A 23,960-nucleotide genomic window follows, 5' to 3' on the forward strand; every position below is an offset into this window, starting at 1 on the left:
CCCCGCGCTTGGTGGTGCGGGCGCGACACATCGCGACGCCATTGCCCCGTGATCTCGTTGTCATCGCGGTTTCATCGCGGTTACGCCGCCGCGCGTGAAGTCTCCACCGCAGAATCCGCCGCCATGTCGTCCGCCGCCTCTGCCCCCACGCCCGCCCACACGCCCGCACCCCGCCTGTTCTCGCTGGCCTGGCCCCTGTTCCTGGAGCTGTGCCTGGGCATCGCCGTCGGCGTGATCGGGACCATGCTGGCCGCCCGCATCTCCGACCCGGCCGGCGCCGCCTTCGCGCTGGCGAATCAGCTCGCGGCCACGCTCTTCATCCTCTTCCGCATCATCGGCGCCGGCATCAGCGTGGTGATCACGCAGGCGCTGGGCGGCGGCCGCCGCGCCGTGGCCGACGCGACCGCGCGCGCGGCGCTGGGCGCCAGCAGCTGGCTGGGCGGCGTCACCGCGCTGATGGCTTTGATCTTCGCGGGCCCGCTGCTGCGGCTCATGAACGCGCCGCCCGAGGTGCTGCCGCTGTCGCAGCCCTTCTTGATGGCGCTGGCGCCGGCCATGATGCTGGACGCCTGGAACGCCTCGATGGCCAGCGTCATGCGCGCCCACCTGCGCAGTCGCGACACGCTCATGGTCCTCGTGGCGATGCAGATCGCGCAGCTGCTGCTGTCGACGGCGCTGATGCCGCACCTGGGCCTGCCGGGCTTCGCGGTGGCGCTGGCGATCAGCCGCGGTTTCGGTCTGGGCTTGCATGTCTGGCTGTGGCGCGAGCGCCTGGGCCTGCGGCCCCGCGCCCGCGACTGGTGGCGGCTGCCGCGCGTGGAGCTCGCGGCCGTCCTGAACATCGGCCTGCCCGGCGCGGCCGAGAACATCGCCTATCGCCTGGCCTACATGGTCAGCGTCGCCATCGCCGGACACTTGGGCGCGTCGGCGCTGGCGGCGCACAGCTACGCCTCGCAGCTGATGTACTTCGTGCTGCTGCCCGGCCTGGCGACCGGCTTCGCGGCGGAGATCGTCGTCGGCCACCTGATCGGCGCCGGCCGGCTGCACGAAGCGCATCGGCTGGTGCGGCGCGCGCTGGCGCGCGGTCTGGCGATCAGCGTCGCGGTCGCGGCCTGCGCGGCGGCGGCCTCGCCCTGGCTGCTGACGCTCTTCACCCACGACGCCCGCATCCTGGCCAGCGCCGTGGTGCTGATGTGGATCACTGTGATCCTGGAGCCCGGCCGAACCTTCAACCTGGTCGTCATCAACGCGCTGCGCGCGGCGGGCGACGCGAAGTATCCGGTGATGGTGGGCGCGGGTTCGATGCTGCTGGTGCTGGCCGGCGGCAGCTGGCTGCTGGGCGAGGTCTTCGGCCTCGGGCTGGTCGGCTTGTGGATCGCCTACGCCGCCGACGAATGGATCCGCGGCCTGCTGATGTGGCGCCGCTGGGCGCGGCTGGGATGGGTGCCGAAGGCGCGAGCCGTGCATCGCCGGCTGAGGCTGTCGGCACAGGCGCATTGAACCTGGGGGGCCGCGCGCCGGGATGGCGCTGTCGGCGGATTTGACACTTCGTCCCGTAGGCGCCCGTGCCCGCCGGAAAACTCCAATCGGCGCCGTGACTTGCCGACCTGGCCCGCGGTTTGCAAGCTCTGTGTGCCGGCGCACATAGTAGGTGCCGGCAAGGAACAGGGAGGGTTCTCGACGATCCACGAGCGAGGCGCGGATGACGCGCACCTCGGGGAGGAGCCAGCCATGCCCGTTCTAGCCACGCTCCTGCTGGCCGCCGCCAGCGCCACGCCCGTTCCCACCGCGCCGGCCCAGGCGGCCGCGTCGCTCTGCGCGCCGTCCCGACCATCGCAGCTGCGATCCGACCTCGCACCGGTCAACGCCCTGGAGCGCTACACCGACCTCAGTCCCGAGCTGCGCACGGCACTGTCCGAGCGCATCGCGCGCCTGCGCGTCGATGACGTCGTCACGCTGGGATCGTCCGGTGTGATCGGCCAGTACCGGTATGAGGATCAGATCCGACATGCGCTGACGGGCGGGCAGCTCTGCGACCGGCTGGACCTGTCGGCCTGGAAGCCGGACATGCGCGTGCGCGCGCTGGTCTATTGCGAGGGCGACGCCTGCGTCGCGATCACCGCGGACGGTCACGTGATGGCGCGGCTGATGCGGCACAAGCCGGACGCGCTGGACGCGCTCGCCCAGGCGCTGCGCGTGCGCCCCGGCGGTCCGCAGCAGGAGCTGCTGCTGCCGCCGCCCGCCGCCGGCACGCCGGCCAACGGCTGGGCGCGGCAACGCCTGCTCGTGCAGACGCGGGCCGGGCTGTCGGACAAGGACCTGGCCAAGATCGTGTCCACCCATGGCGCGAAGGCGCGGCGCATCGGGCGCACGCAGCTGGCCGTGGTGGACCTGCCCGCCAACGCCTCCGAAACCGCGATCGCGATGCTGCTGGCGCGACATCCGCAGCTGAAGTCGGCCGAGCTCGACATGCGCATCGCGCCGGCGGTGGTGCCCAACGACCCTTATCTGGGCAGCGAGTGGCACCTGAACCGGCTCGGCGCACAGCAGGCCTGGGACGGCGCTCAAGGGGCGGGCATCCGCATCGCCATCCTCGACACCGGCGTGGACGGGACGCATCCGGATTTGGCGGGGCGCCTGGTCGCCGGCTGGAATTTCTATGACGGCAACGCCGACACGAGCGACGTCAACGGCCACGGCACGGCGGTCGCGGGCGCGGCGGCGGCGTCGACCAACAACGGGACCGGCGTGGCCGGCATGGCCGGGCAGGCGCAGCTGATGCCGGTGCGCATCGCCGATCCCAATGCCTATGCCTACTGGAGCACGGTCGCGCAGGGCCTGACCTGGGCGGCGGACCAGGGCGCGAAGGTGGCCAACATCAGCTACAGCGGCGTGGCCGGCAGCGCCACGGTGCAGAGCGCCGCCAGCTACATGCGCAGCAAGGGCGGGCTGGTGGTGGTGGCCGCCGGCAACAACGGCATCGACGAGGGCATCGCGCCGACGACGACGATGATTCCCGTCTCCGCGACCGACGACACCGACACGCTGACCAGCTGGTCCAGCTACGGCAGCTTCGTCGCCGTCTCCGCGCCGGGCCTGAACATCTGGACGACGACGCGCGGCGGCGGCTACGGCGCCTGGTGGGGCACCTCGCTCGCGAGCCCGGTCGTGGCCGGGACGGTGGCGCTGTTGATGTCGGCACGGCCGGCGCTGCCCAACACGACCATCGAAAGTCTGCTCTACGGGACCGCGGTCGATCTGGGCACGGCCGGCCGCGATCCGCGCTACGGCTATGGCCGGGTCAACGCCGCGGCGGCGATGCAGGCGGTGCTGAGCGCGGCGGCGCCGGATGCGCAGGCCCCGACGGTGACGCTGAATGCGCCGCTGGCCGGGGCCTTGGTCAGCGGTCTGGTGGCCATCGACGTGAGCGCGGCGGACAACATCGGCGTCGTGCGCGTGGACCTGTCGGTCAACGGGACGAAGGTGGCCTCGGACACCGCGGCGCCATATGGGTTCAGCTGGGACTCGACGACCGTGGGCAACGGCGGCGTGACGCTGACCGCCACCGCGGTGGATGCGGCGGGCAATGCCGCCACGAGTCGGTCGGTGACGCTGTCGGTGTCCAACCCGGTCGCGGCGATCGTCGACACCCAGGCGCCGCAGGTGAGCATCACCAGCCCGGCGAACGGCGCGCGGGTGAACGGGAACACCATCACCGTGTCGTCCGCGGCGAGCGACAACGCCGGCGCATCGGGCATCCGTCAGACGATGACCATCGACGGCCAGCAGGTGGCCAGCGGCAGCGGCGCGAGCCTGAGCTACACCTGGAACATCAAGAAGGCCAGCAGCGGGGTGCACACCATCCAGGTGGTGGCGCGCGACGCGGCGGGCAACACGACGACGGCGACCTCGCAGGTCACCAAGTGAATCGGAGGCGCGGCCGATGGCCGCGCATTCTCGCCAACGCCGAAAGCCCGCCGAAGCGGGCTTGGCCGTGAACGAGAGGGCCGCTCAGCGGCGGCGGATCTTGAGCGCGCGCCGCGAGAGTCCGGCCGCCAGTGCGCCGATGGCGATCAGCGCGAGCACGTCGGGCTCCGGCACATTGCCGCCACCGCCGGCTCCACCGCCGCCTCCACCGCCGCCTCCACCGCCGCCGCAGTTGGGCCCTTCGATGCAACCGGCGAACTCCCAGGACTGTCCGCCGTTGCCCACGTCCTGGAACTTGATGCCGTAGGGATCGGCGAAGGTGATCCCGCTGGTCATGAAGTTGCCGGAGGTCGTCAGCATCAGGTTGAAGCTGGCCGAGCCGCCTTCACCGAGACCGTTGTTGATGTTCCCGCCGGTGCAGCCGTTGCTGCTCCAGATGCACAGGCTGACGGTCTGGAAGGTCGGCAAGGTCTGATTGACGTCGGCGTCCCATGAGGCGCTGTTGGTGGACGCGCCGGTCAGCGTCGGCGACACGGTGCCGATGCCAAACGACATCAGCCGGTTGGTGCCGGGTCCGGAGGACGCGTTGGTGACGATGGTGGAGAAGGTGGCGGTCGTGGCCGTCCAGCTCAGCAGCGTGAACTGCACCGACGCGTTGAGCGCCGCGCCGTCTCGCGTGGTGATGAACTTCAGGGTCGTGCTCTGGTTCAACGTCGTGAACGTGACCGGAGCGGCGTACGCCTGTGGGGCGAGCGCCATGGCCGCGGCAAGGGCGACCCAACGGATGATTGGCTTCATGATCGTTCCCTCGTCGGGCGATGCACGTGGCTTATGTTCTCCCTGTGCCCGTGGGCATGCATATTGCGCGCCAGCGCGGCAAGTCCTTGATTTCGCAAGAGGGCTGATAAAAGTGATTCTGAAACTGTAAAAAGCGCCGACACGTTCTTGGGTGCCGTTGGAAGCGGTGCCGACAGCAGAAGAGGGCCGTCGCGATCAAGTGCGGGTCAATCGCGCCAGAGCGGGAGGGATTGCCAGTCGCTTGAGGGGACGAGGGACGCGGGCGGAAGAGCGGGGGAAAAAGAAGTCCCCCACATGCCGATCCGCGCTTTCGCCGGGGACAGAGGTGGGGGAGCTATTGCCGTGAATCATATCGAGCCTCCGGGACTTCGAAACTGCACATTCGAGTAGAGATGAAGAGATGAGGCCCGGAGCACATTCGCTGCGCTGCGCCCTCATCGGCAAGGCCGGGAGCATCGACCCCCGATGGGCGCACAACAATCGCAAACTCCAGTGAAGTTGAAGCCGGTGTGGCGTCCACGCCTATGATCCCGCCCGCCATGACCTATCTCCTCAAGCGCCTGGCGGTCCTGGGGCTGACCCTGCTGGCCGCCTCGGCGCTGATCTTCGGCGCGCTGGAGTGGCTGCCCGGCAATGCCGCCCAGCTCATCATGGGTCCCGAAGCCCCGCCCGAGGCCGTCGCCGCCCTGGCCGCGCAGCTCGGGCTCGACCAGCCCGCCTGGCATCGCTACATCGACTGGCTCGCCGGCCTCGCGCGCGGCGACCTCGGCCTGTCCTACGCCTACGGCGCGCCCGTCGCCGACCTCATCCACGAACGCCTCGCGCTCACGCTGCCGCTGGCGCTGCTGTCGATGGCGATGACCGTGGTGCTCGCGCTCGCCGCGGGCTGGTGGGCGGCGAGCCAGCAAGGCCGGCTCGGCGATCACCTCGTCATGGGCCTGACCCAGCTCGGTCTGGCCGTGCCAAGCTTCTGGCTGGGCATGCTGCTGGTGCTGCTCTTCGCGGTGAAGCTGCAATGGGTCGACGCCGGCGGCTTCCCCGGCTGGGACGCGGAACTCGGCGGCGGCCTCTGGCCCGGGCTGCGCGCGCTGCTGCTGCCCGCGATCGCGCTGGCGCTGGTGCAGGCGGCGATCCTCGCGCGGATCGCGCGCTCCGCGCTGCTGGACATCGCCCGCGAGGACTTCATGCGCAGCGCCCGCGCCAAAGGCCTGTCGCGCCGCGCGGCGCTGTGGCGCCACGGCCTGCGTCATGCGGCGATCCCGCTGCTGACGCTGGGCGGATTGCAATTCGCCAACCTGCTGGCCGGCACCATCGTCATCGAGAACGTCTTCACGCTGCCCGGCCTGGGCCGCCTGATGGCACAGGCCATCGCGAACCGCGATCTCATCGTCGTGCGCAACGGCGTGATGCTGCTGGCCGCGCTGGTGCTGCTGATCAACTTCGCCGTGGACCTGTTGCACGGCTGGATCGACCCGCGCCTGCGCACGCGGACCCAGGCATGAAGCGCGCGGGATTCTTCCTCGGCGCGGTGCTGACCGCGCTGCTGATGGCGACGGCGCTGCTGTCGCTGATCTGGACGCCGTGGCCGCCCGAGCAGATCGACATGGCGCGGCGCTTCGCCGCCGCCGACGCCTCGCACTGGCTGGGTTGCGACCAGCTGGGTCGCGACGTGCTCAGCCGGGTGATGGCCGGCGCGCGCAGCGCCTGGCTGGTCGGCATCGTCGCGGTCGGGATCGGGCTGGTCATCGGCACCGCGCTCGGTCTGCTGGCCGCCGCGCGGCGCGGCTGGGTCGAGGCCATGGTGCTGCGCGGCGCCGATCTCGGCTATGCCTTCCCCGCGCTGCTGCTGGCGATCCTGCTCGCCGCGGCGCTCGGTCCCGGCATGACGATCGCGATGGTGGCCATCGGCCTGCATGCGGTGCCGTCCTTCGCGCGCTTGGTCAACGGCAGCGCCAAGAGCTGGTGGACGCGGGATTTCGTGCTCGCCGCGCGCGTGGCGGGGCAGGGGCGATGGTCCATCACGATTCGCCATGTGCTGCCGCAGCTGCTGCCGCTGCTGATCGTCCAGGGCACGACCAGCTTCGCGCTCGCGATCCTGGCGGAGGCCGGTTTGTCCTATCTCGGTCTGGGCACGCAGCCGCCACAGGCGAGCTGGGGCCGGCTGCTGGCCGAGGCGCAGACGCTGATGTTCGAGGCTCCGCAGCTGGCGATCGCGCCGGGCGTCGCGATCACGCTCGCGGTACTGGGCCTGAACCTGCTCGGCGACGGCCTGCGCGATCGGCTGGATCCGAAGGAGCAACCGCGATGAGCGCGGGAAGCACGACCCGCGAAGCACCGCTGCTTGCCGTGCGCGATCTGCAGGTACGCTTGCCCGGGCGCGGCGGCGCGCGGCTGCATGCGCTGCGCGGCCTGGACTTCGACGTCGACCGCGGCGAGAGCCTCGCCCTCGTCGGCGAATCCGGCAGCGGGAAGACGCTGACGGCGCTCGCCGTGATGGGCCTGCTGCCCGACGGCGCGGAGGTCGAAGGCCAGGTCTTGCTCGACGGTCGCGATCTGCTGACGCTGGGCGAACACGACTGGTGCGGCCTGCGCGGTCGCCGCGTCGCGATGGTTTTCCAGGAGCCGCTGACCGCGCTGAATCCCTTGCAACGTGTGATCGCGCAAGTGATCGAGCCGATCCGCCTGCACCGCCTGGCACCGGATCGCGACTCGGCTCGCGAGCGCGCGATGGCGCTGCTCACGCGGGTCGGCCTGGACGACAGACAGGCGCGGGCCTATCCGCACCAGCTCTCCGGCGGCCAGCGCCAGCGCGCGCTGATCGCGATGGCGCTCGCAGCCGAGCCGGATTTGCTCATCGCCGACGAGCCCACCACGGCCCTCGACGCCCGCCTGCGCATGCAGGTGCTGGAGCTGCTCAACGAGCTGGTCGCCGAGCGCCGCATGGGCCTGCTGTTGATCTCGCACGACCTCGCGCTGACGGCGCGGCGTGTCGACCGCATGGCCATCCTCTACGGCGGACGCGTGATGGAGCAGGGCGCCGCGCGTGAGCTGCTCGACCGCCCGCGCCATCCGTACACGCAGGCGCTGTGGGCGGCGCGGCCGCGGCTCGGCGCCGGGCGTGATCAGCCGCTGCATCCGCTGGCGGGCAACGTGCCGGCGCTGACGCAACTTGGCGCCGGTTGCCCCTTCGCGCCTCGCTGCCCGCTCGCGACCGCGCGATGCGCCGCGGAACCGCCGGTCTTCGACGGCCGTCTCGCCTGCTGGGAGGTCGGCCCATGAGCGCGCTTGTCGCCACGCCGTTGCTCCAGGTTGACGGACTCGAGCAGCGCTATGCCGGACGCACGGTGCTGCGCGACGTCTCTTTCACGCTCGCGGCGGGCGAGTCGCTCGGCGTGATCGGCGAGTCGGGCGCCGGCAAGAGCACGCTCGCGCGATTGGTGATGGCGCTGGAGCGCCCGCATGCCGGCTCGGTCCGCTGGTCCGGCCAGGACGTGAATGCGATGTCCTCGGCGCATCGGCGCGCGCTGCGGCCCGCCGTGCAGATGGTCTTCCAGGATCCCTATGGATCGCTCGATCCACGCTGGCGCGTCGGGCGCAGCGTGTTGGAGCCGATGGCGGCGCTCGCCATGAGCGAGGTCCAGCGGCGAGAGCGCTTGGGCGAGGTGCTCGCCGCCGTCGGTCTGGAACCCGACGCGGCGCTGCGCTATCCGCATCAGTTCTCGGGCGGTCAGCGACAGCGGCTCGCGATCGCGCGGGCGCTGGCGACGCGGCCCCGCCTGATCGTGGCCGACGAGCCGCTGTCGGCGCTGGATGTGTCGGTGCAGGCGCAAATTCTCGCGCTGCTGCGCGAGCTGCAGCGGCGCGAGGGCATCAGCCTGGTGCTGGTCAGCCATGACCTGGCCGCAGTCGAGGTGCTGTGCGATCACGCGCTGGTGCTGCGTGGCGGGGAAGTCGCGGAGCAGGGCCTGGCGGCGCAGGTGCTGGGCGAACCGCGTCATCCGTACACCCGGGAGCTGCTGTCCGCTTTGGCATGATCCGCGCCATGGACAGACGCCACTTCAATCGCCTCACCGGCGGCGCGCTCGCGGGCGCCGCCACCCTGGGCGCGCTTCCCGTGCTCGCGCAGACCGGTGCGAAGCCGCTCGTGATGGGCATGACGCTGGAGCCGCCCGGCCTGGACCCGACCGCCGGCGCGGCCTCGGCCATCGGCGAGATCGTGCTCTACAACGTGCTGGAGCCGCTGACCAAGGTCGGCGAGGACGGCGCCGCGCAGCCGCTGCTGGCGCTGCGCTGGAGCGCCTCGCCTGATCTGCGGAGCTGGACCTTCACGCTGCGGCCCGGCGTGCGCTTCCACAACGGCGAGGCCTTCGATGCGAGTGCGGTGAAGTTCAGCTTCGAGCGCGCCGCCGCGGCCAAGAGCACGAACAAGGATCGCCGCGTCTTCGAGAACATCGCCGCCATCGCCACGCCCGATCCGCTGAGCGTGGTGCTGACGCTCAAGAATCCGGAGCCGCTGCTGCCGGAGCTGCTGGGCCAGTCCACCGCCGTGATCGTCGAGCCCAAGAGCGCCGCCGGCAATGCGCAGAACCCCGTCGGCACCGGGCCCTACCGCGTGGCGCAGTGGCAGCGCGGCGCGAGCCTCAGCGTCGTCGCCTGGCCCGGCTTCCGCGACGCCGCCAAGATCCGCATCCCGCGCGTGCAGTTCCGCTTCATCGGCGAGCCGGCGGCGCAGGTCGCGGCGCTGCTGGCCGGCGACGTCGACGTCTTCCCGCGCGTCGCGGCGGCGCGCGCGCTGAGCCAGTTCAAGGCGCAGCCCAAGCGTTTCCGGGTGCTGACCGCGTCCTCGCGCGCCAAGACCATCCTGGCGATCAACAACGCGCGTCCGGCGCTGGCCGATGCGCGGGTGCGCCGCGCCATCGCGATGGCGATCGATCGCCAGGCCGTCATCCAGGCCAGCGCCGACGGCTTCGGCGTGCCCATCGGCAGCTACGTCACGCCCGACACGCCGGGCTATGTCGATTGCACCGCGATCAACGCCTACGACCCGGCCGCGGCCAAGGCGCTGCTGACGCAGGCCAAGGCCACCGGACTGAGCTTGTCCCTGAAGCTGCCGCCGGTGCCCTATGCGCGCCAGGGCGGCGAGCTGATCGCCGCGCAGCTGGGCGCCGTCGGCATCCAGGTCAGGATCGAGAACGTCGAGTGGGCGCAGTGGCTGTCGGGCGTCTACGGCAGCAAGGCCTACGACCTCACGCTGATCTCGCATGTGGAGCCGCATGACTTCGGCAACTTCGCGCGGGCCGACTATTACTGGGGCTATCGCAGCGAGGCCTTCAACGCGCTGTACGCGCGCATGCAGGCCAGCGCCGATCCGGCGCAGCGCTTGAAGCTCTTCGCCGAGGCGCAGCGCCTGGTGGCCCAGGACGCGGTCGCGGCCTTCCTCTACCAGCCGCAATGGATCACGGTCGCCCGCGCCGGGCTCAAGGGCCTGTGGGCCCGCACACCGCTCTTCGCCAACGATTTGTCATCGCTGCACTGGGGCTGAGCCCGGGCTTTTCCTCTACAGTGGCGCCCCCGGCCGGTGTAGCGTGCCCGGTTCGGAGGAGTCGGAGGAGCGCATGCCGTTTGATTTGCCAGAGACCCTGCAGCCATTTCTGTTGCCGCTGCTGATCGCCATTCCGCTGGCCATCGTGATCATCATCATCACGGTGCGCCGCGGCGACCACCGCGATGTCGGCGTGCCTCCGCCGCCGCCTCGTCCGCAGCCCGCGCCCGCCCGACCCGCGCCCGCCGCCCCGGCGGCCCCGGTCGCGCAAGCCCCGACCACCGCCGCGCCCGCGCCGCGCCTGCCGCTGCTGGTGGTGGACGACTCGGCCGTGGTGCGCGCCAAGCTGCTCAAGCTGTTCAGCGAGGCCGGCCATGAGGTCGTCGCCGCGCGCGACGGCGTGGAGGCGCTGGAGCTGCTCGGCCAGACGCGCTTCGGCGTGCTGATCACCGACCTCGAGATGCCCAACATGGACGGCTTCGAGCTGATCCGCGCGGTGCAGGGCGCCCTCGCCACCGAGGACCTGCCCATCATCGCCATCAGCGGCCATGAAGAGCTCCACGCCCGTCTGCACCAGATCCAGGGCCTGTACGGCATGTTCCAGAAGCCCTGGAACGATCGCGACCTGATCAAGCGCGTCGAGGCGCTGGCCCAGCTGCGTCAACCGGCCAAGTCATGAGCACCGCGGGTCGTTGGCTCAAGCGGGGCGTGATCTCGCTGGCGGTGCTGGTCGCCATCGGCGCGGCCGGCGTCACCTGGCATGTGCGCGCCAAGCTGCCGCAGCGCGACGGGGAACTGCAGCTCACCGGCCTGAGCGCGCCGGTGCAGGTGCGCTACGACGAATGGGGCGTGCCCCACATCGACGCCCGCAACGAGGCCGACCTCTATCGCGCGCTCGGCTACCTGCATGCGCAGGACCGGCTGTTCCAGATGGAGATGCTGCGCCGGCTCGCGCGCGGCGAGCTGGCCGAGGTGCTCGGTCCCAAGCTGGTCGAGACCGATCGCCTGTTCCGCACGCTGGGCATCCGCGCGCGCGCCGACGAGATCGCCGCGCAGGTCGCCAAGCAGCAACCGGATTCGCCGTCGCTGCGCGCGCTGCGGGCCTATCTGGACGGCGTCAATCAATACCAGGCGACGCGTCCGGCGCCGCTGGAGTTCGAGGTGCTGGGCATCCCCAAGCGGGCGTTCACCGAGGCCGACACGCTGAGCATCGCCGGCTACCTGGCCTACAGCTTCGCCGCGGCCTTCCGCACCGAGCCCGCGTTGACCGCGGTGCGCGATCAGCTCGGGCCCGAGTACCTTCGCATCTTCGATCTGGACTGGCATCCGCAGGGCATGTTGCAGGCGCAGCCCGCCGGCACGCTGGGCAGCGCCGGGCCGATGCTGATGCGCATCGCCGCGGCCAGCGACCGGGCGGCGGAGCTCGCCGGCCTGCCGCAGTTCGAGGGCAGCAATGCCTGGGTCGTGTCAGGCAGCCGCACGGCCAGCGGCAAGCCGCTGCTGGCGGGGGATCCGCACATCGCGTACTCGACGCCCGCGGTCTGGTGGGAGGCGCATCTGCGCACGCCGGATTTCGAGCTCTACGGCCATCACCTGGCGTTGAACCCCATGGCGCTGCTGGGACACAACCAGCGCTTTGGGTGGAGCCTGACGATGTTCCAGAACGACGACGTCGATCTGATCGCCGAGAAGATCAACCCCGCCAATCCCAACGAGGTCTGGGTGCACGGGCAGTGGGTGCCGATGAGCTCGCGTCAGGAGGTGCTCAAGGTCAAGGGCCAGCCGGACCAGATCCTGACGCTGCGCCGCTCGCCGCACGGGCCCATCATCAACGACGCCGTCCCCGGCGATAAGGGCGAGCGCCCGATCGCGATGTGGTGGGCCTTCCTCGAGACCGAGAACCCGGTGCTCGATGCCTTCTATCAACTGGGCCGCGCGGACACGCTGGAGAAGGCACGCCAGGCGGCAAGCCTGGTGCATGCGCCGGGGCTGAACATCGTCTGGGCCAATGCCGCGGGCGACATCGGCTGGTGGGCCTCGGCCAAGCTGCCGCAGCGGCCCGAGGGCGTGAACCCGAGCTTCATCCTGGACGGCACGCAGCCGGAGTCGGACAAGCTGGGCTTCCTGCCCTTCTCCTCGAATCCGCAGGAGGAGAACCCGGCGCGCGGCTACATCGTGTCGGCCAACTTCCAGCCGGTGGCCGAGACGCCGGTGCCCGGTTACTACAACCTGGCCGAGCGCGGCCGGCGACTGGACGGCCTGATCAGCCAGGGCAAGCGCTGGGACACGCAGAACAGCCAGGCCCTGCAGCTGGACGTGCAGACCGATTACGGCCCGCAGGTGCTGCGGCCGCTGATCCCCGAGCTGCGCGGCGCCGCCTCCATCGAGGAGCAGCCGCTGGTCGAGGCGCTGGTGCGCTGGAACGGCGCGTACAAGGCCGACGGCCTGGCGCCGGTGCTGTTCCAGCAGTTCATGGCCGAGCTGGTGCGGGCGACGATGAAGGACGAGCTGGGCGAGGCGCAGTTCGAGAACCTGCGCCGCACCCGCGCGCTGGACCATGCGCTGCCGCGCCTCACCGCCGACGACGCCTCGCCCTGGTGGGACGACCGCACGACGCCGCAGCGCGAGACGCGCGCGGACATCGTGCGCCGCGCGTGGAAGGCGGCGCTCGCGCATCTGCAATCGACGCTGGGTCCCGACAGCGGCCAGTGGCGCTGGGAGCGCGCGCACACGCTGACCCACGAGCATCCGCTGGGCAAGCAGAAGCCGCTGGACAAGATCTTCAACGTCGGGCCGTTCCCGGTGCCGGGCGGGCATGAGGTGCCCAACAACTTCGCGCAGCGCAACGGCGACGGTCCCTGGGCGGTGACCTACGGCCCGTCGACGCGCCGGCTGATCGACTTCGCGAAACCGCAGGAGGCGCTGGGCGTCAATCCGGTGGGCCAGAGCGGCGTGTGGCCGGATCCGCATTACGGCGATCAGGCGCCGCTGCTCGCCAAGGGCCAGTACCGCCGCGAGTGGCTCACCGAGGCCGACATCCAGGCGCATGCCCGCAGTGTGCTGCTGCTGAAGCCGCGATGAAAGCCGTCACGCTGTCCCTCGCGCTGCTGATGGGCGTCGCGGTGGCGCCCGCCGCGTGGAGTCTGGAACTGCCGGCGCCCGCCGTCGCCCGGGAGCAGTTGAGCGCCGCCGGCATCTCCGCCGAGCCGGTCACCGTCTTGGAGCCGCATCTCGCGCGCAAGGGCCGGATGCCGGAGGTCCGCTACGTCGGCTTTCCGGCGAACGCGGCGCTGGCGCAGTGGCTGGGTGCTGACTGGAATGCGGCGGGACGCGAGCTGGAGCTGCGCGCGCTCGACGGTTTCGTGTCGCGCATTCCGGTGGAGCGTTTCGCGCAGCACCGCGCCTGGCTGATGATCGCGCGCGAGGACGGCAAGCCCTTCCAGGTCGACAACCATCTGCAAGGCGAGAAGCAGGTGCCGCTGGGCCCGTTCTATCTGGTCTGGGACAACCGGCGCTCCAAGGCCTTGCAGGCCGAGGGCGGCGCACTGTGGCCCTATCAGGTCGCGGCGGTGAGCAGCGGTCCCTCGTCGACCAAGGCGCTGCTGCCGGGCGACATGGCCAAGCGCTACGGCGCTGCCGCCGATCTCGCCCGCACGCATTGCCTGAGCTGCCACCGCATTCGCGGCTACGGCGGCGACAAGATGCCCTTGGACCTCGATGTCGCGGTCAAGGGCTTCGACGCGGCGGCGTGGCGGCGCTGGCTGCTGACGCCGTCGGCGGTGCGGCCCGGAACGACGATGCCGGCGCTGGCCGAGGGCCGGCCAGACGCCGAGCGCGCAGCGATCGCGCGCCAGCTCTACGACTACCTGCACGCGCTGCCGCCGCGCTGAGGCTCAGCGCGGAGCGGGTTCCGCTCGTTCAGAACCAGGGCTTGGGCAGCTTCTCGGTCTCGATGGTCTTGAGCAGCGCGGGGCGCTGCGCCATTCGTTCCAGGAAGGCGCCCAGCGCCGGGCGGTTGCGCGCCGGATCGCTGAAGTTGCGCGTCCAGCGGCACAGCATGAAAGCGAAGGGGTCCAGGACCGAGAACTGCTCGCCCAGCAGGAAGGGTCCGCCGTGGCGCTCGAACTCCGCGGCCAGCAGGTCCAGTTGCGCGGCTGCGCGGACCTGCGCCTGCGCCTTCACCTCGGCGCTGCCGCCGGTGTTGCCCGGCGCGACGAAACGGTCGGGGTAGTAATACGTGATGACGGTGGGCTGCAGCGTGTTGGTCAGCCACATCAGCCACTTGTAGGCGGTGGCGCGGGCGGGCGTGCCCAGCGCCGGCATCAGCCCGGCGTCGGGATGCGTGTCGGCCAGATGCAGCAGGATCGCGGCGGTCTCGAACAGCACCAGACCGTCTTGACCGGGACGCGTGTCGCGCAGCGCGGGCAGCAGGCCGTTGGGATTGATCGCCAGGAAGGCCGGGCTCTTGTGCTCGTCCTTGTCGCGGTCGACGAGCGTCAGCTGGAAGGGCAGCCCCAGCTCGTTCAGGACGACGTGGGGCGCGAAGCTGGCGTTGCTGGGGAAGTAGTAGAGCTCGATCATGTCGGCGGCAGGGTGTCTGCTGAGTCGGAAAGGGCGGTGAGTCGCGGCTCGGTGGGATCGCGACGGCGCGCATCATCGCCGATGGCTGCGGGCGCGTCGTTCGGTCGCGAACGAGCGTGGCTTCGCGCGCGGCGTGCGAGGGCGGGCCCCGGGTGCCGCGCGGAGCAATGGATCTTTACCCCGGCGAAACCGCGCTCCGTAGACGGCCCCGGAGCAGCCGGCGTTGAATGGTCACCTGACTTTTCCTGCGCCGTAGGCGGAGATTCATCATGAGCAAGCTTCGTTGGCTGATTCCTCTCGCGCTGGCCCTGGGCACCGGGCTGGCGTCCGCGCAACACCACGGCGGACCGGGGCCGCGGGTCGACATCGGCCTGCGCTTCGACACCCGCTATCACCACGACCACTACTACCCCGCGACCGGCTACGTCGCGCGCGGCCTGCCGACGGGCGCGGTCTTCGTGGGCGGGCGCTACTGGTACCACGGCGGGGTCTGGTATCAGCCCTACGGACCGAGCTTTCGCGTGATCGTGCCGCCGGTGGGGGTCATCGTCCCGGTGCTGCCGTCGGCCTACGTGAGCCTGCGCATCGGCGGCTACCCGTACTACTACGCCAACGGCGTGTATTACCAGACCGCGGTCTCGGGGCCGGGCTACGTGGTGGTCGCGCCGCCCCCGGGCGCGGACACCGCGACGCCGGCGCCCGTCGCGCCGCCGCGGCCCGATCCGATCATCTATCCGCGCAACGGCCAGTCGGCCGAGCAGACGGAAGCCGACCGCCAGGCCTGCAACCGCTGGGCCACCTCACAGCCCTCGGCGATGAACGACGCCGGCGTGTTCAACCGCGCGGTCGAGGCTTGCATGGATGGGCGGGGGTACAGCATGAGGTGAGGGCAGGGCGGGCTCACACCACGCAGCCCGCCTCGTTCCCGCCGCCTGGCGCGGCGCTGCTGGTGAGTGTCACGCCATAGCGTTCGGCGGTCATGTGCGCCAGGATCGCCAGCGCGATTTCCGGTGGCGTGCGTGCGCCGATGTGCAGGCCCACCGGGCCGTGCAGCCGATCCAGCTGCGCATCCGTCAGGTCGAAGTGCTCCTTCAGGCGCGCGCGCCGCTTGGCCTGATTCACCCGTGAGCCGATCGCGCCGACGTAGAACGCCGGACTCGCCAGCGCCTCCATCAACGCCAGGTCGTCCAGCTTGGGGTCGTGCGTCAGCGCCACGATCGCCGTGTGGCCGTCGGGCCGCAGCCGCTGGACGACGTCGTCCGGCATGTCGCGCGTCAGCGGCGCGGCCAGCAGCGTCCAGGGATAGTCGTCACGCGGATCGCAGACCTGCACCTGGTAATCGAGCGCCAGCGCCATCTGCGCCAGGTACTGGCTCATCTGCCCCGCGCCGATGATCAGCAGCCGCCACTGCGGCCCGTGATGCGTCTCCAGTCGCGTCTCGCTCAACACCAAACGGTCCGCGCCGCCGAGCGAATGAGAGGGCGGCTCCGACAGCGTCACCGCGCCGGTGGCGAGATCCAGCGTTCGCAGCACCCGCTCGCCGCGCGACAGGCGCGCCAGCAATTCAGCGACCGAAGAGTCCGGCCCGACCGGCTCCAGCATCAGCTCCAGCGTCCCGCCGCAGGGCAGTCCGAAACGCTGAGCCGCCTCCGCGCCGACGCCGTAGCGGATCAGCTCCGGCGCCCGCAGCGTGAGCGCGCCTTCCCGCACCTTCGCCACCAGGTCGTCCTCGATGCAGCCGCCCGAGACCGAGCCCGTGATCAGCCCATCTCCGCGCACCGCGACGATCGACCCCACCGGCCGAGGCGCTGATCCCCAGGTGCGAGTGATCGTCCCCAGCACGACGCGCTGATCGGCGTCCAGCCATTGCTGCACCTGGCGCAGCACCTGCAGATCCATGTTGTCCATCCGCGCACCATAGCGAAATTCGCTCCCGCGCGCAGTCGACCACCTCGCCCGGCCACAATCCCCCGCATGCCGACCCTCGCCCTGAATGACGACCTCGTCCTGCCGGTCCCCCAGGCCACCGCCTGGAAGGCGCTGCACGACCTGGCCCTGCTCGCCGACGCGCTGCCCGCCGGCTCATCGCTGGCTGCCGCCGATGCGGCCCGTGCCTTCGCGCTGGCCATGCCTGGCTTCACTGGCAAGCTGCTGATGTTGGACATCGAGGCCCCCAGCCGGCTGCGGCTGAGCTTCGACGGCCAGGGCCCCGGTACCGGTGGAGCGACTGGCCAGGCCCAGATCCGGCTCGAGACGCTCGGCCCCGACCGCACGCTGGTGCACATCGCCCTGGTGATCCAGGCGGAGCGCGCCGTCCCCTCCAAGGTCGCCGGCTTGGCGCTGCTGCGGCAGCGGCTCGGCGCGCTGGAGCAGGCCGTCGAGCAGCGTCATCCCTCCGATCGCCCCAAGCCGGTGCCCGCGCCGCCCAAGCCCTGGTTCCAGCGCTTGATCGGCTGGTACCTGGGCTGGTTCGCGGCCATCTTCAACGGGACCCTGTTCCCGCCGCCCAAGCCGCGCGCCCGCCGCTCCGGTCCGCCTCGCTCCCCGCGCTGATCGACCGCCGGGCCGCCGCACAGCGCCTATCCGGCACCCTTCCGGGCGTCATGCGATCCTCACACCACCTGCACGCGAACGTAACTTGTTGATTCGCATATAGAATTCGGCATCGATTCACGGCCGCCGCGAGGCGGCCGTCGCTTTTCCTTCCCCCATGGCTTCACGTCTGCTTCCGCTGGACGCGCTGCGCGCCGTCGCGGCGCAGCTGATCGTCCTCCATCACCTGTCGGTCTACGGGCCCATCGCCGAGGCGATGCACGGCCTCTTTCCGCTCCTCACGGGATGGCTCTACGACTACGGCCGCATGGCGGTGCAGGTCTTCCTGGTCCTGGGCGGCTACCTCAGCGCCCGCGCGCTGGCGGCGCAAGACGCGCAACTGCGCCAGTCCGCGCCCGCGCTGTTGGCGCAGCGCTACTGGCGCCTGGTCCCGCCCTTCATGGCCGCGGTCGGCCTGACGCTGTTGAGCTCCTGGCTGGTCGCGCCGCTGCTGCCCGAGCTGGTGCCCTCGCAAGTCCACGCGGCCCAGATCCTGGCCCACGCGCTGCTGCTGCACGATCTGATGGAGGTCGAGGCGCTGACCGTCGGCGCTTGGTACGTGGCGATCGACTTCCAGCTCTTCGCGCTGCTGTTGCTGCTGATGTGGGCCCTGCGCTGCCTGCCTCTCCAGCGCGCCACCCGCGCCATCGTGGCGCCTGCGGTGGTGGGCGTGCTCTGCGCCGCCTCACTGCTCAAGTTCAACCGCATGGCCGACCTGGACGCCTACGCCATCTACTTCTTCGGCGCCTACGGCCTGGGCGCGTTGCTGTTCTGGTGCCAGAGCTGGTCCACCGGGGCGCGTCGCGCGGGCCTGATCGCCCTGGGCGCGCTGATGACCGCGGCGCTGATCCTGCAGTTCCGCGAGCGTTTGGTGGTGGCCGCGCTCACCGCGGTCGTGATCGCGCTGTGGCGCCGCGGCGCGGGTCCGCGCTGGCTGCAGGACGGGGTGCAGGGGATGGCGCGACACGCCTATGCGCTGTTCCTGATCCACTTCCCGGTCTGCCTGCTGGTCAACGCGCTCTATGAGCACCGCGCCGAAAGCCCCGCGCCCATGCTGGACGCGCTCGCTCCGCTGGCGCTGCTGGCCGCCTGGGCCCTGAGCAACATGGCCGCCGTCCCATTCCACCGCTGGATCGAGGCGCCGCTGCTGCGCTGGCGTCCGGCGGCCACCGCGCTGCCGCGCGTGGCGATCCGCTGATGGCCGCGCCCTCGGCTGCGCTTGCGATCCGTCGATTGATCAGTTGATCGGTCGATCAGTCGATGGGTCCGATGGTCGGAACGCGATCGTGGTCCGCCAGCTTGTAGGCGTACCACTGCGTGCCGTGGCGGCTGAAGCGCAACACGGCGCGCCCCGCGACGCGATCAGCGTTGGCGATCGCGTCGCGATAGGACTGCCGCTGATGGCGCATCCCATAGGAGGCGATGACTTGACCCGTCCGGTCTCGCCCCGCCCGGCAATGGACGAAGACGGCCAGGGCCACGCCCTCCCGGACCGGCTCGCGCAGCAGCGCGCGTAGCAGCTCCAGCAGTTCATCCATCCGGTCCAGTCCACCGCTCCCTTCCAAAGCGCGTCTGATCGGCTGTGGGAGACCGGTCGGATCCGTCAACGCGCCAAAGATCGGGTGATGCACGAAGCGGCCCAAGTGGGGATGCTCTTGCCAGAAGCGGCGTTCGATCTGGAGATCCCGGCTGTCGGCGATCTCGTTCAACAGGCTGACGTCCACGATCTGGACGCGCTCCGGCCAGACCGCACCGGCCTTGAGCGTGGCGTCTCGCAGCGTCGCCAGCAGGAACTCGTACTCGAAGCCGGTATCGCCCACCGGCAAGTTGCCGCGCAGCAGCAAATGGGGCGAGCCGTCCCCGCGGTCGACCAGCCGGACCACGCCAGGATCCAGTCGCGTGGAGGCCTGACGCTCCTCCTCGTAAGCGCGCCCGAGGCGCTCCCGATCGGCCGCGTCCGGGGCGTCATCCGCATCGGATCCGGCGCCGCAGGCGCTCAGCCACGGGCCGGCGAACAACGCGGCGACGCCCAGCGCCTTGCGGCGAGTGAGCCGGCCGGTGGCATCGGGCAAAAGAACAGGGGGCAGGTCGGAGCGGCGCATGAGCGTCCTCGAAGTCGAAGGACGCGCAGGCTCGACGCTCACGGCGCGGCGGCCAATCCTCTATTGATGCACGAGCGCTCGTGGACCCGCCAGTTCAGTCGCTCGCGTTGACGAGGATCAAAAGAGCGCGAGGCGCCTCAGGCCCAGTTCTCGCGTGCATTCTCGCGGCGCTGCAGATCGGCCAGCGTCTTGCCGGGCTCGTCCCGGAAGCGCTCGGGCATCAGCTCCAGGTCTTGCACGCGGTCGACGCGGAAGCTGCGGAAGTCCTCGCGTAGCTCGCACCAGGCGGAGAAGGTCCACACCGGCCCCCAGAAGAAGCAGGCCAGCGGCCGCACCACGCGGGTGCTCGTCTGATCGCTCAGGTCCAGGTAATGCAGGCGCAGCTTGTTGCGGGACTCGGTCGCCTGGCGGAGTTGCGACAGCCGCTCGCGCGTGGCGTCGTCCAGGCCGCGCTGCGGCGCATAGACGGTGAGGCTCTCGGCCGCGGCGCGCGCCGTGCCCGGCAGCACCGCGAAGATCTTGCCCAGCGCCTCCTCGGCGCGTTGACCCAGCACCGCATCCAGCTGCGGCTGCGCCAGCCGGACCGCGGCCACCAGCGATTGCGCCTCCTCCGCGCTGAACATCAGCGGCGGCAGTTCGAAGCCGACGCGCATGCGGTAGCCCACGCCCGCCTCGCCGTCGATCGGCACGCCCTGCTGCTGCAGCGCCGCCACGTCGCGATAGACGGTGCGGATCGAGACCTCCAGGCGCTGGGCCAGGAATTCGGCGGTGGTGAGGCGGCGTCCACGGATGAGCTGGACGATCTGGAACAGGCGGTCGGCGCGTCGCATCGGGCGATTGTCAGCCATCGGATTGACCCATCCGGGTCGTCATCCCCGCTAGGATGTGCTGCATGGATGCCGACCCTGCCGCCCCCTCCGCCCCGTCCTCCTCTCTCCCCCATGTCGTGATCGTCGGCTGCGGCTTCGGCGGCCTCGAAGCGACCAAGGTGCTCGACGGCGCGCCGGTGCGCATCACGCTGATCGACCGCAGCAACCATCACCTGTTCCAGCCGCTGCTGTACCAGGTCGCGACGGCCGGCCTGTCGGCCCCGGCGATCGCCTCCCCGATCCGCCACATGCGGCGCCACCAGCGCAACCTGACGGTACTGATGGCGGAGGTCCAGGCGGTCGACAAGGGCCGCCGCGAGGTTCATCTCACCGACGGCCAGCGCATCCCTTATGACCACCTCATCGTCGCGGCCGGCGCGACGCACAGCTACTTCGGCAACGACCAGTGGCAGGAGCACGCGCCCGGTCTGAAGACGCTGGCCGATGCCTTCAAGCTGCGGGCTCGGCTGCTCAGCGCCTTCGAGCGCGCGGAGACCCTGCCCGACGCCGCCAACCGCGGTCCGTGGCTGACCTTCGTCGTCATCGGCGGCGGGCCGACCGGCGTCGAGATGGCCGGGACGCTGGCCGAGATCGCCCGCCACACGTTGCGCGACGAGTTCCGACGCATTGATCCGAGCCGTGCCCATGTGCTGCTGGTCGAGGGCTCGGACCGCGTGCTGGCCGCCTTCCAGCCCAAGCAGTCGGCGCAGGCCCGGGAGCAGTTGGAGCGCCTGGGTGTGCAGGTGCGCACGGGTTGCCGCGTCGTCGGCATCGACGAGGACGGCGTGGATCTGCAGACCGCTGACGGCAAGACCGAGCGCATCGCGTCCAAGACCAAGGTCTGGGCCGCGGGCGTGGCCGCGTCGCCTCTGGCGCGCACGCTGGATGTGCCGCTGGATCGCGCGGGGCGCGTGGTCGTGGACGAGCACATGAACATCCCCGGTCATCCGGAGGTCTACGTCGTGGGCGACATGGCCGCCGCGACCAGCCTGCAGAAGGACGGCAGCCGCAAGCCGGTGCCCGGCGTCAGCCCCGGCGCCAAGCAGGCCGGGCGGCATGCGGCGAAGCAGATCCTGGCGCGGATGCAGGGGCGGTCCATCGCGCCCTTCCATTACAACGACTACGGCAACCTCGCGACCATCGGCCGTCGGGCGGCGGTGGCAGATCTGGGGACTATCCAGTTCAGCGGCTTCGCGGCGTGGCTGTTCTGGCTTTTCGTCCACGTGTACTTCCTGATCGGCTTCCGGAATCGGGTTCGAGTGTTTGCGGATTGGGCCTGGGCGTACTTCACCTTCCAGCGTCATGCGCGCATCGTCGTGGAGCCGCAGGCGAAAGGGCATCAGCACCACGACGAGGCTTGAGCGATGGCGGCCCCCGGCGGATGGGGCGGTCTCCTGCTCTGCGCTCTGGTGTGCCACGGCCCTCACCCCAACCCCTCTCCCGCAAGCGGGCGAGGGGCAAAGAGCGCCCCTCTCCCATGAAGTGGGAGAGGGGTTGGGGTGAGGGCCGTCGCACCCCAGAGCCTCCCTCAAATCGGCGTGCAGATCTCCACCAGCGTCCCATCAGGGCATCGCACATAGGCGACCACCTGTCCCCAAGGCTTGGTCGTCGGCGGGGTCAGGCCTTGCGCCCCCGCGCCCAGCGCCTGGGCATACGCCGCCGGCACGTCCTGCGTCGACAACCCGATCTCCATTCCCAACGGCGCCCCATCCTCCGCGCGCCGATACTCCTGTCCGAGATTTCCCCTCGCGATGTCATGCCGCGCAAAGGACAGCGTGGTCCCCCCCGTCTCCAGCTCCCCATACGCGCCCGACTCATGCAGGAAGCGGCGCTTCAAGCCGAAGGCCCGCTCGAAGAAGTCCAGCGAGGCCGGCACGTCGGCGACGTAGACGATGGTGTAGGCGAAGCTCATGCTCATGGGGGACTCCCGGCCGGCGGACCCGGCGTGTGTGAAAGTGACTTGAAGGATCGAGGCCTGTCCCCATCGCCTGGGGCAGGGCTTCCTCGATGCCGCCATCGGCCGTAGGACGATGTCGCGCCGATGATGCGGACCCGCTGCTGACAGCGGATTGGCAGCTACGATCACGCCCCATGAGCGCTAGCCCCGAGCCCCAAAGACTCCCGAACGGCCTGCTCTGGCTGGCGCGGCCCGTGCCGGGCGCGCTGGCCACGGTGCGCGTCGTCTACCGATGCGGCGGCCGCGATGATCCCACCGGCCGCAGCGGCCTCTCTCATCTGACGCTTCGGCTGATCGCCGGCGCGAGCCGCTATCTGGAGCCGGGCCAGTTCCATCGCCTGATCGCCTCGGCCGGGGGCCGCGGCGTGATCGAGATCGATGAGGATTTCTCCGCCCTGCAGACCCGTGTCCCTGCGCATCAGCTGGAGCGACTGCTCTGGGCCGAAGCCGAGCGCATGAGCAATCCGCGCATCGACGCCGACACGCTGGCCTCTGCGCGTCAGCAACTGCGCCAAGCGGTGCAGGCGCCGCAGCTCGATCCCTATGCGCGGCTGGACCTCGCCGTCGAGCGTCACGGCTATCTCACGCACCCCTATCAGCGCGGCGCGCTCGGTGATCCGGAGCAGCTGCGCGACCTCGACGCCGATGCGGTGCGCGCGTTCCACGCCGCGAATTTCCGTTGCGACCGCGCGCTCGTCATCGTGACGGGCGCCTTCGACGAGGGCGCCGTGGCGCGCTGGATGCTGCATTACTTCGGCTCGATCCGGCCGCCGATGCTCGGCAGCGCGGCGCGCGAGGGGCAGGGCGCTTCGGCATCCGCCTCCACATCGTCGACCGCCGGGCCCGTCGCCGCTTCGGGCGCAAGCGGGGCGGCGAGCCCGTCTTCAAGCGCGGCTTCCCCGTCGACGCCTTCCCCGAGCACGACTCCCCCGAGCGCGCCATTCCCGCTCTTGCTGCCCACCGCCCAGCCCGCGGACCTGCGCGAAGCGCGTCGCCCGCAGAGCCAGACGCTGAAGCTGTCGCTCTCGCAGGCGCCGCTGCCGGCCGCCGCGCTGGTCTGGCAGGTGCCGCGCGCCGACGACGCGACGACCCCCGTCTGGCAACTGGCGCAGGCGCTGCTAGGGCTGGGCCGCTCCGGCCGGCTGATCGACACGCTGGTCGACGAGAAGGCGCTCGCGCATCAGCTCAGCCTGCGGCTGCTGCAGCGCCGCGAGGCGGGGCTGCTCGTGGCACAGGCGCTGGCCGCGCACGGTCAGACCGCGAGCCCGGTCGCGCAGGCGCTGCAGCAGGAAGTGCTGCGCCTGGCCGACGAGGCGATCACCGATGAAGAGCTCGAGAAAGCCAAGGCCATGCTGCGCCGCGAGACACAAGCACAGGACTGGACCTCGGAGCGCCTGGCGCGGGCGCTCGGCGAGGCCTGGGCAGTGCGCGGCGACGTGAACGCCGCGGCCAAGGACGCCGCCGTGCGCGCCAAGCTCACGGCCGCCGAAGTTCAGCAGCTCTGGCGCAAGCAGATCGTGCAAGCGCCGATGCTGACGCTGCTCGCGGACATCGGCCCTGCGGCGGGGGTGGCGGCATGAGGCGCGATCACG

General features: G+C 70.8%; 21 protein-coding genes. 15 read left to right on the forward strand and 6 right to left on the reverse strand.

Annotated features, from left to right (window positions below; all coding sequences use genetic code 11):
- The first annotated feature begins 123 nt into the window (after window positions 1-123).
- Together ABDW59_RS02105 and ABDW59_RS02110 are read left to right on the forward strand one after the other, a co-directional pair.
- Window positions 124-1,500 carry an MATE family efflux transporter gene (locus ABDW59_RS02105; RefSeq protein ID WP_343627749.1) on the forward strand — a complete coding sequence of 459 codons (1,377 nt, stop codon included), beginning with the start codon at window positions 124-126 and terminating at the stop codon, window positions 1,498-1,500.
- 231 nt (window positions 1,501-1,731) lie between these two features.
- Complete coding sequence (locus ABDW59_RS02110) at window positions 1,732-3,927, forward strand: S8 family serine peptidase (RefSeq protein WP_343627751.1); 2,196 nt, start codon at window positions 1,732-1,734, stop codon at window positions 3,925-3,927.
- 84 nt (window positions 3,928-4,011) lie between these two features.
- Here ABDW59_RS02110 and ABDW59_RS02115 read toward each other — a convergent pair whose 3' ends face one another.
- A complete protein-coding gene (locus ABDW59_RS02115; protein ID WP_343627753.1) occupies window positions 4,012-4,725 on the reverse strand; it encodes a cistern family PEP-CTERM protein in 714 nt (237 codons plus the stop codon).
- A gap of 539 nt (window positions 4,726-5,264) precedes the next feature.
- Between ABDW59_RS02115 and ABDW59_RS02120 the strand changes: the two genes are divergently transcribed.
- The 8 genes from ABDW59_RS02120 (at window position 5,265) to ABDW59_RS02155 (ending at window position 14,157) form a co-directional block, all read left to right on the forward strand.
- Window positions 5,265-6,227: an ABC transporter permease gene (locus tag ABDW59_RS02120; protein WP_343627755.1), complete on the forward strand. Its 963-nt coding sequence runs from the start codon at window positions 5,265-5,267 to the stop codon at window positions 6,225-6,227.
- A complete protein-coding gene (locus ABDW59_RS02125; RefSeq protein WP_343627756.1) occupies window positions 6,224-7,033 on the forward strand; it encodes an ABC transporter permease in 810 nt (269 codons plus the stop codon). The genes ABDW59_RS02120 and ABDW59_RS02125 overlap by 4 nt, the downstream gene beginning before the upstream one ends.
- Complete coding sequence (locus ABDW59_RS02130) at window positions 7,030-8,004, forward strand: ABC transporter ATP-binding protein (protein ID WP_343627758.1); 975 nt, start codon at window positions 7,030-7,032, stop codon at window positions 8,002-8,004. Before ABDW59_RS02125 ends, ABDW59_RS02130 begins: the two co-directional genes overlap by 4 nt.
- Window positions 8,001-8,759: an ATP-binding cassette domain-containing protein gene (locus tag ABDW59_RS02135; protein WP_343627759.1), complete on the forward strand. Its 759-nt coding sequence runs from the start codon at window positions 8,001-8,003 to the stop codon at window positions 8,757-8,759. Before ABDW59_RS02130 ends, ABDW59_RS02135 begins: the two co-directional genes overlap by 4 nt.
- Before the next feature lie 8 nt (window positions 8,760-8,767).
- Window positions 8,768-10,267, forward strand: coding sequence for an ABC transporter substrate-binding protein (locus ABDW59_RS02140; protein WP_343627760.1), 1,500 nt, complete (start codon window positions 8,768-8,770; stop codon window positions 10,265-10,267).
- A gap of 73 nt (window positions 10,268-10,340) precedes the next feature.
- The gene (locus ABDW59_RS02145) at window positions 10,341-10,946 is read left to right on the forward strand and encodes a response regulator (RefSeq protein ID WP_343627761.1); all 606 of its coding nucleotides are present in this window, start codon (window positions 10,341-10,343) and stop codon (window positions 10,944-10,946) included.
- Window positions 10,943-13,348, forward strand: coding sequence for a penicillin acylase family protein (locus tag ABDW59_RS02150; protein ID WP_343627762.1), 2,406 nt, complete (start codon window positions 10,943-10,945; stop codon window positions 13,346-13,348). Before ABDW59_RS02145 ends, ABDW59_RS02150 begins: the two co-directional genes overlap by 4 nt.
- Entirely contained in the window at window positions 13,345-14,157 is an 813-nt protein-coding gene (locus tag ABDW59_RS02155; RefSeq protein WP_343627763.1) for a hypothetical protein, read from the forward strand. Before ABDW59_RS02150 ends, ABDW59_RS02155 begins: the two co-directional genes overlap by 4 nt.
- A 28-nt stretch (window positions 14,158-14,185) precedes the next feature.
- Here ABDW59_RS02155 and ABDW59_RS02160 read toward each other — a convergent pair whose 3' ends face one another.
- Window positions 14,186-14,848: a glutathione S-transferase family protein gene (locus ABDW59_RS02160; RefSeq protein WP_343627764.1), complete on the reverse strand. Its 663-nt coding sequence runs from the start codon at window positions 14,846-14,848 to the stop codon at window positions 14,186-14,188.
- 269 nt (window positions 14,849-15,117) lie between these two features.
- Here ABDW59_RS02160 and ABDW59_RS02165 point away from each other — a divergent pair, with 269 nt between their 5' ends.
- On the forward strand, window positions 15,118-15,735 hold the full coding sequence (locus ABDW59_RS02165) for a DUF6515 family protein (RefSeq protein ID WP_343627765.1): 618 nt from the start codon (window positions 15,118-15,120) through the stop codon (window positions 15,733-15,735).
- A 13-nt stretch (window positions 15,736-15,748) separates the two neighbouring features.
- Here the strand turns inward: ABDW59_RS02165 and ABDW59_RS02170 are convergent, their stop codons facing one another.
- Entirely contained in the window at window positions 15,749-16,756 is a 1,008-nt protein-coding gene (locus tag ABDW59_RS02170) for an XdhC family protein (RefSeq protein ID WP_343627766.1), read from the reverse strand.
- A gap of 66 nt (window positions 16,757-16,822) precedes the next feature.
- Between ABDW59_RS02170 and ABDW59_RS02175 the strand changes: the two genes are divergently transcribed.
- The gene (locus tag ABDW59_RS02175) at window positions 16,823-17,401 is read left to right on the forward strand and encodes a hypothetical protein (protein ID WP_343627767.1); all 579 of its coding nucleotides are present in this window, start codon (window positions 16,823-16,825) and stop codon (window positions 17,399-17,401) included.
- 157 nt (window positions 17,402-17,558) lie between these two features.
- Window positions 17,559-18,638: an acyltransferase family protein gene (locus ABDW59_RS02180; protein WP_343627768.1), complete on the forward strand. Its 1,080-nt coding sequence runs from the start codon at window positions 17,559-17,561 to the stop codon at window positions 18,636-18,638.
- 55 nt (window positions 18,639-18,693) lie between these two features.
- Here the strand turns inward: ABDW59_RS02180 and ABDW59_RS02185 are convergent, their stop codons facing one another.
- Complete coding sequence (locus ABDW59_RS02185) at window positions 18,694-19,542, reverse strand: hypothetical protein (protein ID WP_343627769.1); 849 nt, start codon at window positions 19,540-19,542, stop codon at window positions 18,694-18,696.
- A 137-nt stretch (window positions 19,543-19,679) separates the two neighbouring features.
- Window positions 19,680-20,372 (reverse strand): YafY family protein, encoded by a 693-nt coding sequence (locus ABDW59_RS02190; protein WP_343627770.1) that lies wholly within the window; start codon window positions 20,370-20,372, stop codon window positions 19,680-19,682.
- Between the two features lie 62 nt (window positions 20,373-20,434).
- On the opposite strand from ABDW59_RS02190, the gene ABDW59_RS02195 reads away from it, so the two are divergent.
- Window positions 20,435-21,772, forward strand: coding sequence for an NAD(P)/FAD-dependent oxidoreductase (locus ABDW59_RS02195; protein ID WP_343627771.1), 1,338 nt, complete (start codon window positions 20,435-20,437; stop codon window positions 21,770-21,772).
- Window positions 21,773-21,939: 167 nt separating this feature from the next.
- Here ABDW59_RS02195 and ABDW59_RS02200 read toward each other — a convergent pair whose 3' ends face one another.
- The gene (locus tag ABDW59_RS02200) at window positions 21,940-22,323 is read right to left on the reverse strand and encodes a VOC family protein (protein WP_343627994.1); all 384 of its coding nucleotides are present in this window, start codon (window positions 22,321-22,323) and stop codon (window positions 21,940-21,942) included.
- Between the two features lie 179 nt (window positions 22,324-22,502).
- Here ABDW59_RS02200 and ABDW59_RS02205 point away from each other — a divergent pair, with 179 nt between their 5' ends.
- Complete coding sequence (locus ABDW59_RS02205) at window positions 22,503-23,948, forward strand: insulinase family protein (RefSeq protein WP_343627772.1); 1,446 nt, start codon at window positions 22,503-22,505, stop codon at window positions 23,946-23,948.
- The last annotated feature ends 12 nt before the right edge of the window (window positions 23,949-23,960 follow it).

The sequence above is a fragment of the Roseateles sp. genome (genome assembly GCF_039595295.1).
GTDB lineage: Bacteria > Pseudomonadota > Gammaproteobacteria > Burkholderiales > Burkholderiaceae_C > Roseateles.